Here is a 15093-nt window from a genome sequence, read left to right as displayed (position 1 = left end):
GCGCGCGGCGTCGCGCTTTCGTTGCGCAGCAGGGGGCTTCCGTTGCGCAGCACTGGGCTGCCGCTGCGCCGCGCGACCGAGAAGGCGGCCCATGCCTCGACCCCGGGACCGGTCGGCGGTACGGCATCGACCGTGCCGCCGGCATCCTCGCCCGCCGTCCCGAAGACGGCCGTCCCTGGCGCCCGTCGGCTGCCGCCACCCCTCGTGACCATGTGACAAAGGAGTCCTCATGCCTCACGCCGACCGAGACGTCAGCGTGGTGGTGCCCCCCTTGACGGTGTCGCCGCAGGACGCCGCCGGGGTTCCCACCGAGCCGCCCGCCGAGCCCGAGATCGAGGCGCCGCCGCTGCAGAAGGTCGGCAGGGACTACCTCCTCTGGCTGATGATCGCCAGTTTCGGCGCTTCCCTGGCCCTGATGGTGCCCCTCTCCTACTCGCTCGCGATGCGGATCTCCGATCTGGCGCCCGGGCACGAGGAACAGCTCGGCTACGTCACCGGGTCCGCGCAGTTCGTCTACCTGGTCCTCAGCCCGCTGATCGGCCTCTGGAGCGACCGGACCCGTTCCCGGCTCGGCCGCCGGACCCCCTTCATGATCGGCGGCGCCCTGCTCGGCACCGTCGCGCTCGTCGGAGTGGCCCTCGCACCGTCGGTCCTCCTGCTGGGCCTGGCGTGGGTCGTCGGCATGATCGGCTGGGCCACGACCGGGCAGGCCGTCCAGAACGTCCAGGCGGACCGGGTGCCCGAGGAGCAGCGCGGGCGGGTCTCGGCGCTGACCAGTGTCATGACCCAGATCGCCCCCGTGATCGGCATCGGCCTCGCGTACGGGGTGGCCTCCAGCACGTTCCTGGTGTTCCTGGTCCCGGGCGTCCTGGGTGCGGCCCTGGTGATCCTGTTCCCGGTGTTCAAGCCCGAGGGGGACTCCCGCGCGCTCGTGCGCACCAGCGGCGTGACGCTGCGGAGCGTGGTCGCCAGCTACGGCTTCAACGCGCGCAAGTACCCGGATTTCGGCTGGAACTGGCTCGGCCGGTTCGTCTTCTTCATGGGCCTGTACTTCAACACCACCTTCGGCACCTTCTTCTACGCGCAGCGGCTCGACCTTCCGGTCAAGGAGGTCGCCGGGATCGTGACGGTCATCGGAACCGTGGGCGTGATGGCCGCCGCCGGCGGTGCCATCGGGGGCGGCTTCCTCTCCGACAAGCTCGGCCGGCGCAAGCTGTTCGCCCTGATCGGCTCCGCGGTGTTCGTCGCCGGGGCGGTCACCGAGGCGTTCGCCCACTCGTTGCCTCAACTGGTCGTCGGCGCGGTGCTGATGCAGTTCGCCATCGCGTTGTTCAGCGCCGTCGACCAGGCGATCGTGTTCGCCGTCCTGCCGGACCGGGCCGAGGCCGGCCGCTATCTCGCCGTCGTCGCCTTCGCACAGAAGGTCCCCAGCGCCGTCGCCCCGCTGATCGCCCCGCTCGTCATCACCCTCGGCGTCAGCGACGGCGGCGAGAAGAACTACACCCAGCTCTACCTGATCGGCGCGGTCCTGGCCCTGGTCGGCGGCCTCATCGTCAAGTTCAAGATCAAGTCTGTCCGGTAGCGCCACCCCGGCCGGCGTCCCGAGAGACATCCTGTTCCACCGAGTTCGGAGAAGGCACAGCATGCACAACGCACCGTACGACCTGAGCATCGACAGCGGCGGTGACACCTTCCCCGTCTCGGGGCCCGCGCCCCGGCTGTCGTGGAAACCGCCGTCGGACGCGGCACGCCCGGTGGCGTACGGGGTGGAGTGCACCGTCGACGGCGAGGCGCGGCCCGCTGTGACCACTGCGGTGGGCGGGCACCGGTTCCTCCCGTGGCCGTGGGCGGCGCTGGACAGCGGCCGTCGGGTGGCCTGGCGGGTCCGGGCGCTCGGCGCCGACGGCGAGTCGCCGTGGTCGCGGTGGTCGCGGTGGCACACGTTCGAGAGCGGTCTGCTGGCCGTCGACTGGCGGGCGCGCTGGATCAGTCCCGCCGAGTCCGGCGACCGCGGATACGGCAGGCGGCCCGCATACGCGCTGTCGGCCCGCTTCCCGGTGCGGGCCGGGGTGCGCTCGGCACGGCTGTACGCGACGGCACTCGGGCTGTACGAGGCGTACGTCAACGGCGAGCGGGCCGGCACCGCCGAACTCACGCCCGGGGCCACCTCCTACGACCGTACGCTCCACGCCCAGGCCCACGACGTCACGGACGCCGTCGTCACGGGCGACAACCGCATCGAGATCCTGCTGTCCGACGGCTGGTACCGGGGCCAGGTGGGCGCCTTCCGCCAACCGGCCGGCTGGGGCACGCTGCCCGGCGCGCGGGCCGAACTCCACCTCGTGCACGAGGACGGCACACGGCAGGTCGTCCGCACCGACGGGACGTGGACGAGCGCGGAGTCGGCCATCACCCGGGCCGACCTCATGGACGGGCAGACCACCGACTTCCGCGTCGGGCCCGGCGCCGAACGGCCCGTCCTCGTGGACCGGGTCGAGGCACCCGCGATCACCTGGTCGCCGGCACCGCCGGTGCGGGTCGTGGAGTCGCGCCCCGCACAGTCGGTCCGGCGGATCGGGGACGGGCTCTGGATCGCCGACTTCGGTCAGAACGCCTCCGGCCGGATCACTCTGAGCGACCTCGGACCGGCCGGGACCCGTACCGTCATCGACTACGGCGAACACCTCGGCCCCGACGGCGACCTGACGACCGCTCACCTGGACGCGACCCGGCCGGGCCAGGCATCGATCCCCTTCGTCCAGCGCGACGAGGTGGTGTCCGCGGGCGGCGGTGAGACGTTCGAGCCGCGCCACACCGTGCACGGCTTCCGCTACGCCCGTGTCCGCCGCGACGGCGCCCCGCTCGACCCGGCGAGCCTCGTCATGCGGGTCATCCACTCCGACCTGCGCCGCACCGGCACCTTCGCGTGCGGCCACGAGGATCTCAACCGCCTTCACGAGATCGCCGAATGGAGCTTCCGCGGCAACGCCGTCGATGTACCCACCGACTGTCCGACCCGCGAACGTCTCGCCTGGACCGGCGACTACCAGGTCTTCGCCCCCACCGCGACACGCCTGTACGACGTCCTGGGTTTCAGCCGCAAGTGGCTCCGCTCCGTCCGCGACGACCAGCTGCCCGACGGCCGGATCGCCAACTTCTCGCCCGACGGACGCCGTATCAAACACCACCTCGACGACCAGTTCGCCATGATGACCGGCTCGGCCGGCTGGGGCGACGCCGTCGTCGCCGTCCCGTGGGAGCTGTACGAGTCGTACGGCGACCGGGAGGTGCTGGCGGAGAACTGGGAGGCGATGGTCCGCTGGGTGGAGTGGGCGCTCACGACCGCCCGCACGCTCCGTCACCCGTCCCGGACCGAGCGCTCGGCCGAACCGCTGCCGCACGAGCGGTACTTGTGGGACGGCTCCTTCCACTGGGGTGAATGGACCGAGCCCCGGGTGAGGGCGGCCGACGGGAGCCGTGTCGACCCGGTCAAGGACGATCCCGTCGCCTGGTTCCTGGCCGACAAGGGCGAGATCGGCACGGCCTTCCTGTACCGCTCGACGGCGACCCTGGCCCACGTGGCACGGGTGCTGGACCGTACCGAGGACGCGGACCGCTACGCCGAGATCGCCGAGCGGGTCCGCGACGCGTGGCGCACCGAGTTCCTCTCCCCCGACGGACGCACCGTCGGCGACACCCAGGCCGGTTACGTTCGCGCGCTGTCGCTCGACCTCGTCCCCGATGCACTGCGCGAGGCCGCCGCCACGCGCCTGGTCGCGCTGATCCGCACGGCCGGCACCCATCTCGGCACCGGCTTCCTCGCGACCGGCGACCTGCTCCCCGTCCTCGCCGACACAGGACACTCCGACGTCGCCTACGAGCTGCTCCTCCAGCGCACCGCGCCGTCCTGGCTGTACATGCTCGACCGCGGCGCGACCACCATCTGGGAGGACTGGGAGGGCATCGACGACAAGGGCACCGCGCACGACTCCCTCAACCACTACAGCAAGGGCGCGGTGGTCCGCTTCCTGCACACCCACGTCCTGGGCCTGCGGCAGACGCCCGGGTCGGTCGCCTGGGAGTCCTTCGAGGTCGCGCCCGTCCCGCACCCGTCCGTGCCGTGGGCCCGAGGCACGCACGAGTCCCCGCAGGGCACGATCGCCGTCGAATGGCGAACAACAGGCGACCTGCTCACCATCACGCTCGACGTCCCGCCGGCCACCACCGCACGCGTCGTCTTCCCCGACGGCACCACGGTGGAACCCCTCCCCTACGGCAGGTTCATCGCCTCCCGCCGCGTAGGGAAGGCGGGTTGAGCCGACCGGCGGGCATTCCCCGAGGACGGCGGCCCCGGAGGGCGTGCCATCAGGCGTCCCGCAGAGCCTCTCGCATCGCCGCCACCCTGGCCTGCCGCAATTCCCGGACGACGGGATGCTCGGGCGCGACCAGCTCGAACGCGTGATGGGCGCCGGGGATCGTCGTCAGCTCGCATTCCACACCGGCTTCGCCGAGGCGTCGCGCGTAGTCGACGCTCTCCTGATGGAACAGGTCGATCTCTCCGACACTGATCCACGCGGGAGCGAGTCCGCCGAGGTCCGTGCGCCGGGCCGGCGCGGCGTAAGGGCGCTCCTCCTGTTCGCCCGGAGCGTGTCCCAGATAGCTGGTCCACGCGAACCTGTTCGAGGGCACCGTCCAGGCGACGCTCACGCGGCCTTCCGTCTCCGCGCGGACGACGGTCCGGTCGTCCAGCATGGGTGCGATCAGCACCTGGAGGCGCAGACCGATGCCGCTGTCGTGAGCCCGCTGGGCGACCGCCGCGGCGAGTCCGCCGCCCGCGCTCTCGCCCCCTACGACGACCCGGCGGGGGTCGATTCCGAGCTCCTCGGTGTGGGTGAGCAGCCACTCGAGGGCCGCGTAACAGTCGTCGAGGGCGGCGGGACAGGGGTGCTCGGGTGCGAGCCGGTAGTCCGGTACGACGACGAGCGCGCCCAACTCGGCGGCGAAGGCGGACGCGACGTCGTTGAAGTGCTCGGCGGATCCGGTGACGAGCCCGCCGCCGAACAGCCACAGCAGCGCCCCGCTGGGCCGCTCCCGGCCGTCGGGCTCGTGAACCATCAGGGTGAGATGGGGGTGCTCCGGCACCGCCCGCCGGTCGGCGCGCACTCCGGCACAGACCTCGGTCTTCGCGCTGTTGATGTCCCGTGCCATCTGGAGGACGACGCCGCGCGTGACATGGGCGTCGGGAATGTCGAGCACCGGCGCCATGAAGCCGGGGTCCACGCCTGCGAGCGCCTCTTGGAAGGTGGTGGGAACGGAGCGGGACATGCTCTCTCCAGTCACGACGAGCGGGTGGTGAACGTGTGCCGGCCGGGTGGGAGCCGCAGGTCCTCCCGGCCGGGCAGGCGGAGGACGCCTTGTGCGTTTCCGGGTACGACGACCTCGACCTCGACGTCCGCCAAGGCCCTGGTCCAGCGCGCGCTCGCCGCTCCGAAGGGCGTGCCGATCCGTGCCGACACCGAGCCGAACGGTGCGGAGAGGTCGGGCGCGAACTCGATGGTCGAGTAACCGGGCGCGGCGGGGCGGATACCCGCGACCCGGCGGAACAGGAAGTCGTCGACCGCCCCGAAGGCGTAGTGGTTGAGCGAGAGTTCGCGTGGCTGTCCGTCCGGGGCGACCCCGGTCCAGGACTCCCAGATCGTGGTCGCGCCCATGTCCACCTCGTACAGCCAGGAGGGGGCGCTGTCCTGGAAGAGCAGTGTGTACGCCAGCTCCGTCTCACCGAGATCCGCCAGGACGTCGAGGAGGAACGGCCCGGAGAGGAAACCGGTGTCGAGATGGTCCCCGGCCTCGTGGATCAGCCGCACCAGATGGCGCCCGGCGGCCTCCCGGGCGTCGTCGGGCACGAGTCCGAAGGCCAGGGCGATCACGTAGGCGCCTTGCAGAGGCACGGACATACGGCCGTCCGGCGCCGTGAATTCGGCGATGAAGGCCTCGCGTATCCGGGCGGCGAGATCGCTCGTCTCCGCGGCGACGGCACCGTCGCCGAGTATCTCCGCCACCCGTGTGAGGTTCGAGACGGAGTGGAAGTAGAAGGCCGAGCCGAACAGGGCTCCGGTCGACTGCGCCGCGGCGAACAGGGAGGCGGGGTCGTCGGTGACCGTGCTGGGGACCAGCCAGTCACCGAAGTGGAAGCCGGTATTCCACAGCAGGGACTGCCGCTGCCGCACGGGGTCGTCCCCGGGAAGGTCTCGATACCGTTCCGGGATGTCGCCCTCGGCGCGCTCGCGGACCCAGTGGACCCAGCGGCGCATGGCCTCGTAGTTCTCGGTGAGGACCCGCATATCGCCGTATCGCTCGTAGAGAGCGAGCGGAAGGACGGTGATCACGTCACCCCAGCCGGCGGAGGTCTGGCCGAGACCGCCCATGCTCTCGGCGAACGAGGGGGTGAACGGGACGATCATGGGGACCACCCCCTCCGGCGACTGCGCCGCGCGTACGTTCGCGAGCCAGCGTTCCAGGAACAGGTCGACCCGGGCGTTGTTGGTGGCCGCTCGGGCGAACACCTGGATGTCGCCGGTCCATCCGGCGCGTTCGCGCTGGGGGCAGTCGGTGGGGATGGAGAGGAAGTTCGAGCGCTGGCTCCAGACCACGTTCTCGTGCAGGCGGTTGATCCTCGCGTCGTCGGTCGAGAAGCTGCCGGTCTGTTCGAGGTCGGAGGAAATGACGACGCCGACGACGTCCTCGGGAGCGAGCGGGCCGGAATGGCCCGTGATACGCACGAACCGGAACCCGTGGAAGGAGAAGCGCGGTTCGAATGTCTCCCTCCCGGTTCCGGAGAGGATCCACACGTCGGTCTGGTCCTTGTTCGCGCCCATGATGTTCTGCTGGTAGTCGCCGTTCCGGTCCAGGGACTCCGTGTGTTCGAGCACGATGGTCGTCCCGGACGCGCCGCTCGCCGTCAGCCGGAGGCGTCCCGCGATGTTCTGCCCGAGATCGACGACGAGCTCTCCCTTCGGGGTGGTGAGGATGCGGGGGTTACGGATCTCGGCGACTCGGCGGACGGGTTCGCCGATGAACGGCACGAGCCCGGTGCGTCGCGCGTCCGCGAGCCGTACCGGCGTCCAGTCGGCGTCCTCGAAACCGGGCTCGTCCCAGCCGGGGACGGCGAGCCGGGCGTCGACCTTCTCGCCGACGAAGATGTCGGAGTATCGGATCTCGCCGAACGACGAGCGGGCGGAGGGGCCCGAGGCCGCGACGACCTCCCCGTCTGCGTCGAGCTGCCACAGGACGCCGAGCCGGTCGCCGTAGTTCGCGCTGCCGCCGGTGAAGCTGATCCGACCGGCCCACCATCCGTCGGCGAGGCGGACGCCGACCACGTTCTCCCCGACACGCAGGAAAGGAGCGGCGTCATGGCTGTGATACGAGAGTCGGTGCGGATGCTCGTCGTATCCCGGGGCCAGTACGTCCTGGGTGATCTGCTGTCCGTTGACCGTGACCTCGTACACACCGTGGGCCGTGATGTACAGGCGAGCGTGCTCGGGGCGACGGCCGAGGGTGAAGACCTGGCGTACCAGGGGGCTCGGGTGCAGACGGTCCTCGACGGGCGTCCGTGGGGTCGGCGACAGCGCCGCCGTGTCACTGAGGTCGACGGGCGCTTCGCGGGTGACCGGCTTCTGCTCGGGCTCGATCCAGTCCGCGACCCAGTCGGCCGGCTCGAGAATCGTCGTGGCGAACCGGGACACGGCCCATTCACCGGGCTCTTCCTCACCGGTCCAGATCCGGACGCGCCATGTGTAGCGGCCTCGGGAGGTGAGGGTCACGCCGGGGATCACGACCGCGTGCGAGACGCTGGACGACAGTTTTCCGGTGGCGGCGACCAACGCGTCGGTGGCGGCGTCGCGGACCTCCAGCTCGCAGGCCGTCTGGCGGTCGGCGGTGCTCTCGACACGCCAGCCGAATGCCGGACTCGGCGTCCAGACGGCATCCGGCTCGCTGAGCCGCTCGACGGTGAGGTCGCGTGGAGTGGGCGCTGCCATGTGATCGTTTCTCCGTTCCTGCACTGTGCGGTCACGTCGTCTCCGGCTCACGTCCCTCACCCGGGGCCACCACGGCTGAGGGTGTGTCAGGAGACGGTCAGGCCGCCAGCCAGCAGGGCTTGCCGGTTGGCCGCGAGCAGTTCGAAGCGGTCGGCTTCGGTCTGGTCGATCTCCGTGATGTGCCAGCGCAGATGGCTTCCCGCGCGCAACGCGGCCGGGATGTCGATGTCCCCGGTGCCGATGGGAGTCTGCGGTGTGTCCCGTTCGCCCGGCCCGTCCTTGAGGTGGACGGTCACGGCGCGTTCTCCGAGACCTTTCAGGACATCGGCCGGGTCCTGGCCGGCGACGGCGGCCCAGTAGACGTCGACCTCGGCGAGGATCTCGGGGTCGAGGAGATCCCACAGCACGTCGAAGGCATGGGCGCCGCCCGGCAACCGGGCCCACTCGAAGTGGTGGTTGTGGTAGCCGAGCCGGATCCCCGCACCGGCCAGCTCCTTTGCCGCCTCGTTGAGACGGCCGGCGAAGGCACGTATCCCGTCGCGGGTCTCCAGGGATCTTTCGGTGAAGCCGTCGACGAGCCACGGAATCGGCACGAAGGCGGTGTCCGTGCCGAGGATGCGGCAGGTCTCGATCGCGGACGCCTGGCTGTCGGCCGAGACGGCGATGTGCACGGAGCTGACACCGAGGCCGGCCTCGTCCAGGTCCGCACGCAACGCCCGTGCGGAGGCGGCCAGTTCGTCGGGAGGCGTGTTCCACAACCCGAGCGCGAACGGTTCGACGTGGCGGAAGCCCAGCGCGGCAAGGCGGGCGAGCGTGCCGGGACGGTCGGCCTGCAGAGCGTCGATCACGCTGTACAGCTGGACGGCGAGGGTGCCCGGTCTCATTCTTCGTCCTCCGGTCGCGCGGCCTGCGGGAAGGTCATCCTCATGAAGGCCCGGACCGGGCCCACGATGTCGAGCTCCTCGTCGAGCAGCCACTGCAACTGCAGGCCGTTGAGCACGGCTTGGAGCAGGATGGCCGCGTGTTCGGGCGCGAGCGCCTCGTGCAGCTCTCCCCGGCCAGCCTTCCCCCGCATGCCCCGTGCGAACTGATCGCGTCCCCAGGCGTAACGCTCCACGAAGTAGCCGTGCGCCGGATGCTCCGGACGAGAGGCGGCCGCCGTGAGCTCGATCCACAGGCGCATCAGCTCGGGGGCCCTCTGGTGGTGGCGCAGCATGCCGCCGAGGTACGGCGTCAGGTGGTCCATGTCCGGGACCTTCGACTCGGCGTACCGCCTCTCCTCCGTGTCGCGTTCGGCGAGCACGGCGGCGAGCAGGTCGTCCTTGTCTCGGAAGTGGTGCAGCAGCCCGGCGTGGGTGATGCCGGCCCGCTCGGCGATGCCCCGCAGCGAAGCCTTCGTGAACCCGTGCTCCGCGAAGCTCTCGCGCGCCGCCCGGACGATCTCCGCCCGCCTGGCCGGGGTCTTGTTGTACGGGCCGCGGGCCTTGACCTGGGTCACTGTGCACTTCCCCTTCCCGGATCCCGGATCACGATCCGAAAACCTTCCAAGGCATAGATTTTCAAAACCTGATCGGAGTCTGAGCGGTGGCCGCTAGGAGCGCAAGGGGCGGCGCAGGGTGATTTCGCGCCAGGTAACGCTCTGATTACGAACGCGACCGCCACTCTTCCCGCACCTCCCGCCGGGGCTTACCTTCCGATTGAAATTCGACCACGTGGTAACTGTTCGCTTGGCAGGGCGCACCGGCGGATCCGCGACCGCCGTGCATGACCGCACCGACGCACTCACCGATGCCTCGGCTCACCAGGTTCCAGGACGAAGGAATCCACCCATGCGCATCCGCTTCTCGCATTCCCGGCCCAGGCCACGGCCGCGGCAGCGCTCGCAGGCCCTGGCGGCCGCCGTGACCGTAGCCCTGCTGGCGACGGCCACGGCGGCGTGCGACAGCACCCCGGCCGCCACGTCGAGTTCCGGCTCCGACACGACCCTCGCGCTGTCCATCCTCGGCACGCCCAACTCGTTCGACCCCGCCCAGCTCATCGAGGGCCAGCAGACCTACGTCTGGGACTCGATCTTCGACACGCTCCTTCTCCAGGACAACAAGGGCGAGCTCCATCCCGGCGCGGCGCAGAGCTGGTCGTACTCCAAGGACGGCCGCACGCTGACTCTGAAGATCCGCCAGGGCATGAAGTTCAGCTCGGGTGAGCCGGTGGACGCGAACGCCGTGCGGGCCACCCTGGAGCGCACCCTCTCGACACCGGGGCAGAGCCAGCAGGCGCTGGCTTCCGTGGCCTCCGTCGGGGCTCCTGACGCCTCGACGGTCGTCATCCAGCTCAAGCAGCCCGACTCCTCGCTGCTCAGCCTGCTGTCGACGGCGCCCGGAGTGATAGGCGACCCGAAGACCATGGCGAAGAAGTCCACCGCCCTGAACCCGGTCGGCTCGGGCCCGTACACCCTCGACACGAAGGCCACCGTCAACGGCTCGGTGTACGTCCTCAACCGGCGCGACGACTACTGGAACAAGAAGGCGTACCCCTTCAAGACGGTCAAGATCCGCGTGATCACCGACCCGACCGCGTCGGCCAACGCCCTCAAGGCGGGCCAGACCAACGCCGGCACCGCCGACGTCTCACAGCTGTCCGCGCTCAAGGCGGCCGGTTTCCAGATCACGCACGTGCAGGCGACCGCGGGCGCCTTCCTTGTGCTCGGCGACCGCGCCGGCACCAAGCTGAAGCCGCTGGGCGACCTGCGCGTCCGCAAGGCCGTCAACATGGCCTTCGACCGGCAGAAGATGGTCACACAGGTGCTGCGCGGCTCGGGCAAGGCCACCGACCAGTTGTTCAACCCGAAGGGGAAGGCCTACGACGAGGCGCTCAACCAGACGTACCCCTACGACGTCGCCGGGGCCAAGAAGCTGCTCGCCGAGGCCGGTTACCCCAAGGGCTTCTCGGTCACCATGCCGAGTCTCGTCTTCACCAAGTCCTTCGAGCCGATCTTCACCCAGGCACTCGCCGACATCGGCATCAAGGTGACCTGGGAGCCGGTACCCGCACAGCAGACCACCTCCGCCGTCGCGTCGGGCAAGTACCCGATGTTCCTGCTCGTGGAGGGTCTCAACACCGACGCCGTCATGACCAAGAGCTTCTACAGCGCCGGCGGCTTCCGTAACGTGTTCCGTTCGACCGACCCGAAGCTGTCCGGGCTGCTGGACCAGGCCGCCCGGGAACTCGACCCGGTGAAGTCCGCAGGGATCTACCGGGAGATCAACGAGTTCGGCGTCCAGAACGCGTGGCTGGCGCCCGTCTTCTACCTCGGCAGCGACTGGGCCACCAAGAAGGGCATCACCTACCTCGGCGACGGCTCCTCGACGATGTCCACCATCCGGCAGTTCGGTGTGGCCGGCTCCTCACCGTCCCGAGGGTGAGCCGCCGCCCATGACGGTCTACGTGCTGCGTCGCCTGACCGCGGGCCTCGTGCTCGCGGTCCTGGTGACCATGATCACCTTCCTGTTGCTCAGCACGTCCTTCGACGACGTGGCGAGCAGCGTCCTCGGCGGCGGCGCGACCCCGAAACAGATCGCCGCCCAGAAGGCCCTGATGGGGCTGAACCGACCCCTGTTCACCCAGTACCTCGACTGGCTCTCCCATGCCGTCCGTGGTGACCTCGGCGCCTCGTACTTCACCAGCGAACCGGTCCGCTCCGCGATCACCGCCCGACTCGGCGTCACTCTGTCGATCGTCGTGGTCGCGCTGCTCGCCACCTCGGTCATCAGCGTCGCCCTCGGCGTGGCCGCCGCCGCGCGCGGCGGCGGTGTCGATCGGTTCGCGCAGGGCGCCGCGATGATCGGCTACCTCGTCCCCAGTCTGCTCGTCGCCATCGCACTGGTCTACGTGCTCGCCGTCAAGCTGCACCTGTTCCCGGCCACCGGCTACACGGACCTCACCGAGAGCCCGACGCGGTGGGCGAGCTCCATCGCCATCCCGGTGGCCGCCCTGATGATGGGCGGTGTCGCCAGCCTGACCTCGCAGATCCGCGGCGCCATGATCGGCGAACTGCGCAAGGACTACGTCCGGACCCTGCGCACCCGGGGCATCCCCACCCGCTCCATCGTGCTGCGGCACGCCCTGCGCAACGCCGCGGGACCGGCCCTGACGGTGCTGTCCCTGGAGTTCATCCAGATGCTCGGCGGAGCTCTGATCATCGAGCAGATCTTCGCACTGCCCGGCTTCGGTCAGTACGCGTTCAACGCCTCCCTGCAGGGCGACGTGCCGATCATCATGGGCATCAGCCTCTTCGGCGTTCTGCTCGTCGTGGTCGTCAACCTCGTCGTCGATCTTCTCAACGGATGGCTCAATCCGAAGGCGAGGATGGCCAGTTGACAACGCCGAGTACACAGGCGCGCCGTCGGTCGGCCCTACGGCGTCTCCTCGCCGACCCCCAGGCAGTCGTCAGCGCGAGCCTGCTCATCGTCATCGTCCTGCTCGGACTGCTCGCACCCGTCCTCACCGACCACGGGCCCAACCAGGCGAACCTGGACGCGGTCGACGCCGGCCTCGGCGACCACGGCTATCTGCTCGGCGGGGACAAGAGCGGCCGCGACATCTACGCCAGACTCCTGTACTCCATCAACACGAGCACGGTCTCGGCGCTCATCGGCGCAAGCATCGCCCTCGCGATCGGGATCACGTCCGGGCTGATCGGAGGGTACTTCGGGCGGCGGGTACGCGGAGCCACCGAGTGGTTGTTCAGCCTGATCATGACCTTTCCCGGGCTGCTGCTGCTCATCGTGCTGATGCCGGTGACCAAGGGCGACTACAGGGCCACCATGCTGATCTTCGGGGTCCTCCTCTCCCCCGGCGTCTACCGGCTCGTACGCAATCTCGTCCTGGGCGTGAAGAACGAGCTGTACGTGGACGCCGCCCGGGTCTCCGGGCTGCCCGACCGGCGCATCCTGCGGCGCCATGTCCTCGCCGTGGTACGCGGGCCGGTGATCATCGCCACCGCGTTCCTCGCGGGCTCCTCCATCGGCGTCCAGTCCGGCCTGGCCTTCCTGGGCGTGGGCTCGAACACGGTGCCCAGCTTCGGCGCGATGATCTCCGAGGGGTTCACCAACCTGTACGAGAAGCCGCTGCAGTTCCTGTGGCCCAGCCTCGCACTCGGAATCATCACCGCCTCGCTGGTGCTCCTCGGGAACGCCCTGCGGGACGCCCTGGAGGGCGGGCGTCCGCAGCCGTCCCGGATCGTCACGGCCACCACGTACCGGCCGCCGCCCGCCACCGAGGACGCCGCGTCCGCACTTCTCACCGTCGACGACCTGGCGATCGCCTACCCGACCCCGACCGGCGAACTGAAGGAGGTCGTCAGCGGCGTCACCCTGAACGTGGCGGCCGGGGAGACCCTCGGCCTGGTCGGCGAATCCGGCTCCGGCAAGACCCAGACCGCGTTCGCCGCGCTCGGCGTACTGCCCGCGGAGGCGGTCGTCACCCGCGGTTCGATCCGGCTCGACGGCCGCGAACTGCTCGGCCTGAGCGAACGCGAACTCCGGGCGGTACGGGGAACGTCCATCGCCTACGTCCCCCAGGAACCCATGTCCAACCTGGACCCGTCCTGCACGGTGGGAGCCCAGCTCGTCGAGGGCGTACGCGCGGCGACGCCCATGTCGAGGAGCGAGGCCCGCGACCGGGTCCTGGCACTCCTCGCCCGGGTCGGCATCCCCGACCCCGAGCGCACCTTCCGCTCCTACCCGCACCAGATCTCCGGCGGCATGGCACAGCGCGTCCTCATCGCGGGCGCCGTCGCCAGCCGGCCTGTGCTGCTCATCGCCGACGAACCGACCACCGCCCTCGACGTCACCGTCCAGGCGGAGATCCTCGACCTGCTGCGCGACCTGCAGAAGGACCTGAACATGGCGGTGCTGCTCGTGACACACAACTTCGGTGTGGTCGCGGACATCTGCGGCCGGGTCGCCGTCATGCGCGAGGGCACGGTGGTCGAGACCGGCACGACGGACGAGCTGTTCGCCGCGCCCCGGCACCCGTACACACGCAAGCTCCTGGACTCGATCCTCGACGACACCGCGCTGCGCACCGACCCGCCGGCCGTCCCCGTGGACGCGCTCGAAACGGAGACCCGATGACCACACTGCTGGAGGTGAGCGACCTGTGCGTCACCTACCCCGGGTGGGGCTTCCGGGCCCGCCCGCACGAGGTTCTCCACGGCGTTTCCCTCACCGTGGGGCAGGCCGAGACCCTGGGCGTCGTCGGCGAGTCGGGCTCCGGCAAGACGACCATCGGCCGGTCCGTGCTCGGCCTCGTCCCACCCAGCGGCGGCACGGTCCGCTTCCGGGGCTACGACATCACCCACGCCGGCCGCAAGGAACGCCGCGCCCTGGCCCGCGACATCCAGGTGGTCTTCCAGGACCCGTACTCCTCCCTCAACCCCGCCCTCACCGTCGGCGACATCCTCAGTGAACCGCTGATCGTGCACGGCACCGCGGCGGGTGAGGCCCGGCACCGGGTCGCGGAACTGCTCGACCAGGTGGGGCTGCCGAAGGACGCGTCGCAGCGGCTGCCGCGGGAGTTCAGCGGCGGCCAGCGCCAACGCGTCGCGATCGCCCGCGCGCTGGCACCCGCCCCACGGCTCATCGTGTGCGACGAGCCCGTCTCCGCACTCGACCTCACCACCCAGGCCCGGGTTCTCGATCTCCTCGTCGACATCCAGCGGCGCACCGGTGTCGCCTACCTGTTCATCTCGCACGACCTCGCGGTCATCCGGCACGTCAGCCACCGGGTGAGCGTCATCCACCGGGGCGACATCGTCGAGACCGGACCAGCGGGTGATGTCACCGCCGACCCGGAACACCTCTACACCCAGAGGCTGTTGCTCGCCGCTCCGGTCGCGGACCCGGTCGAACAGCGCCGGCGGCGCGAGGCTCGGCAGCGCCTGTGACCTCATCGCCACGGGCGCGGGCGAACACCCATGGGCCGGGCCACCGGACCCCCCGCTCGAAGCCGCGGTGCACGAACTGCGGCGCCGCCGGCGGGGACCGGCAGGCCGCAA

Annotated in this window: 11 protein-coding genes; 7 read left to right on the top strand and 4 right to left on the bottom strand. The window is 70.3% G+C overall.

The window, feature by feature from the left end; translation table 11 throughout:
• The first annotated feature begins 42 nt into the window (after window positions 1–42).
• The 3 genes from P2Q00_RS02500 (at window position 43) to P2Q00_RS02490 (ending at window position 4316) form a co-directional block, all read left to right on the top strand.
• Window positions 43–216 (top strand): hypothetical protein, encoded by a 174-nt coding sequence (locus tag P2Q00_RS02500; RefSeq protein ID WP_275768967.1) that lies wholly within the window; start codon window positions 43–45, stop codon window positions 214–216.
• 13 nt (window positions 217–229) lie between these two features.
• Window positions 230–1582 carry an MFS transporter gene (locus tag P2Q00_RS02495; protein WP_275768966.1) on the top strand — a complete coding sequence of 451 codons (1353 nt, stop codon included), beginning with the start codon at window positions 230–232 and terminating at the stop codon, window positions 1580–1582.
• A 61-nt stretch (window positions 1583–1643) separates the two neighbouring features.
• Complete coding sequence (locus P2Q00_RS02490) at window positions 1644–4316, top strand: family 78 glycoside hydrolase catalytic domain (protein ID WP_275768965.1); 2673 nt, start codon at window positions 1644–1646, stop codon at window positions 4314–4316.
• Window positions 4317–4365: 49 nt separating this feature from the next.
• On the opposite strand, the gene P2Q00_RS02485 is transcribed toward P2Q00_RS02490, so the two are convergent.
• From P2Q00_RS02485 to P2Q00_RS02470, 4 genes are all read right to left on the bottom strand, one after another.
• Entirely contained in the window at window positions 4366–5325 is a 960-nt protein-coding gene (locus tag P2Q00_RS02485; protein ID WP_275768964.1) for an alpha/beta hydrolase, read from the bottom strand.
• An 11-nt stretch (window positions 5326–5336) separates the two neighbouring features.
• Complete coding sequence (locus tag P2Q00_RS02480; protein WP_275768963.1) at window positions 5337–8036, bottom strand: alpha-L-rhamnosidase; 2700 nt, start codon at window positions 8034–8036, stop codon at window positions 5337–5339.
• An 86-nt stretch (window positions 8037–8122) separates the two neighbouring features.
• Window positions 8123–8920 carry a sugar phosphate isomerase/epimerase family protein gene (locus tag P2Q00_RS02475; protein WP_275768962.1) on the bottom strand — a complete coding sequence of 266 codons (798 nt, stop codon included), beginning with the start codon at window positions 8918–8920 and terminating at the stop codon, window positions 8123–8125.
• Entirely contained in the window at window positions 8917–9534 is a 618-nt protein-coding gene (locus P2Q00_RS02470; RefSeq protein WP_275768960.1) for a TetR/AcrR family transcriptional regulator, read from the bottom strand. Before P2Q00_RS02470 ends, P2Q00_RS02475 begins: the two co-directional genes overlap by 4 nt.
• Window positions 9535–9865: 331 nt before the next feature.
• Here P2Q00_RS02470 and P2Q00_RS02465 point away from each other — a divergent pair, with 331 nt between their 5' ends.
• Genes P2Q00_RS02465 through P2Q00_RS02450 form a run of 4 tightly spaced genes read left to right on the top strand, consistent with a single transcriptional unit; the run spans window position 9866 to window position 14982 of the window.
• Window positions 9866–11458 carry an ABC transporter substrate-binding protein gene (locus P2Q00_RS02465; RefSeq protein ID WP_275768958.1) on the top strand — a complete coding sequence of 531 codons (1593 nt, stop codon included), beginning with the start codon at window positions 9866–9868 and terminating at the stop codon, window positions 11456–11458.
• Between the two features lie 10 nt (window positions 11459–11468).
• A complete protein-coding gene (locus P2Q00_RS02460; RefSeq protein WP_275768957.1) occupies window positions 11469–12413 on the top strand; it encodes an ABC transporter permease in 945 nt (314 codons plus the stop codon).
• Window positions 12410–14170, top strand: coding sequence for a dipeptide/oligopeptide/nickel ABC transporter permease/ATP-binding protein (locus P2Q00_RS02455; RefSeq protein WP_275768956.1), 1761 nt, complete (start codon window positions 12410–12412; stop codon window positions 14168–14170). Before P2Q00_RS02460 ends, P2Q00_RS02455 begins: the two co-directional genes overlap by 4 nt.
• Window positions 14167–14982 (top strand): ATP-binding cassette domain-containing protein, encoded by an 816-nt coding sequence (locus P2Q00_RS02450; RefSeq protein WP_275768955.1) that lies wholly within the window; start codon window positions 14167–14169, stop codon window positions 14980–14982. The genes P2Q00_RS02455 and P2Q00_RS02450 overlap by 4 nt, the downstream gene beginning before the upstream one ends.
• Window positions 14983–15093: the final 111 nt, after the last annotated feature.

This window comes from Streptomyces coacervatus (assembly GCF_029223485.1).
In the GTDB taxonomy this organism is placed as follows: domain Bacteria; phylum Actinomycetota; class Actinomycetes; order Streptomycetales; family Streptomycetaceae; genus Streptomyces; species Streptomyces coacervatus.
Note: the sequence above shows the minus strand (reverse complement) of the source record. Positions and strands in the feature narration are given on the sequence as shown.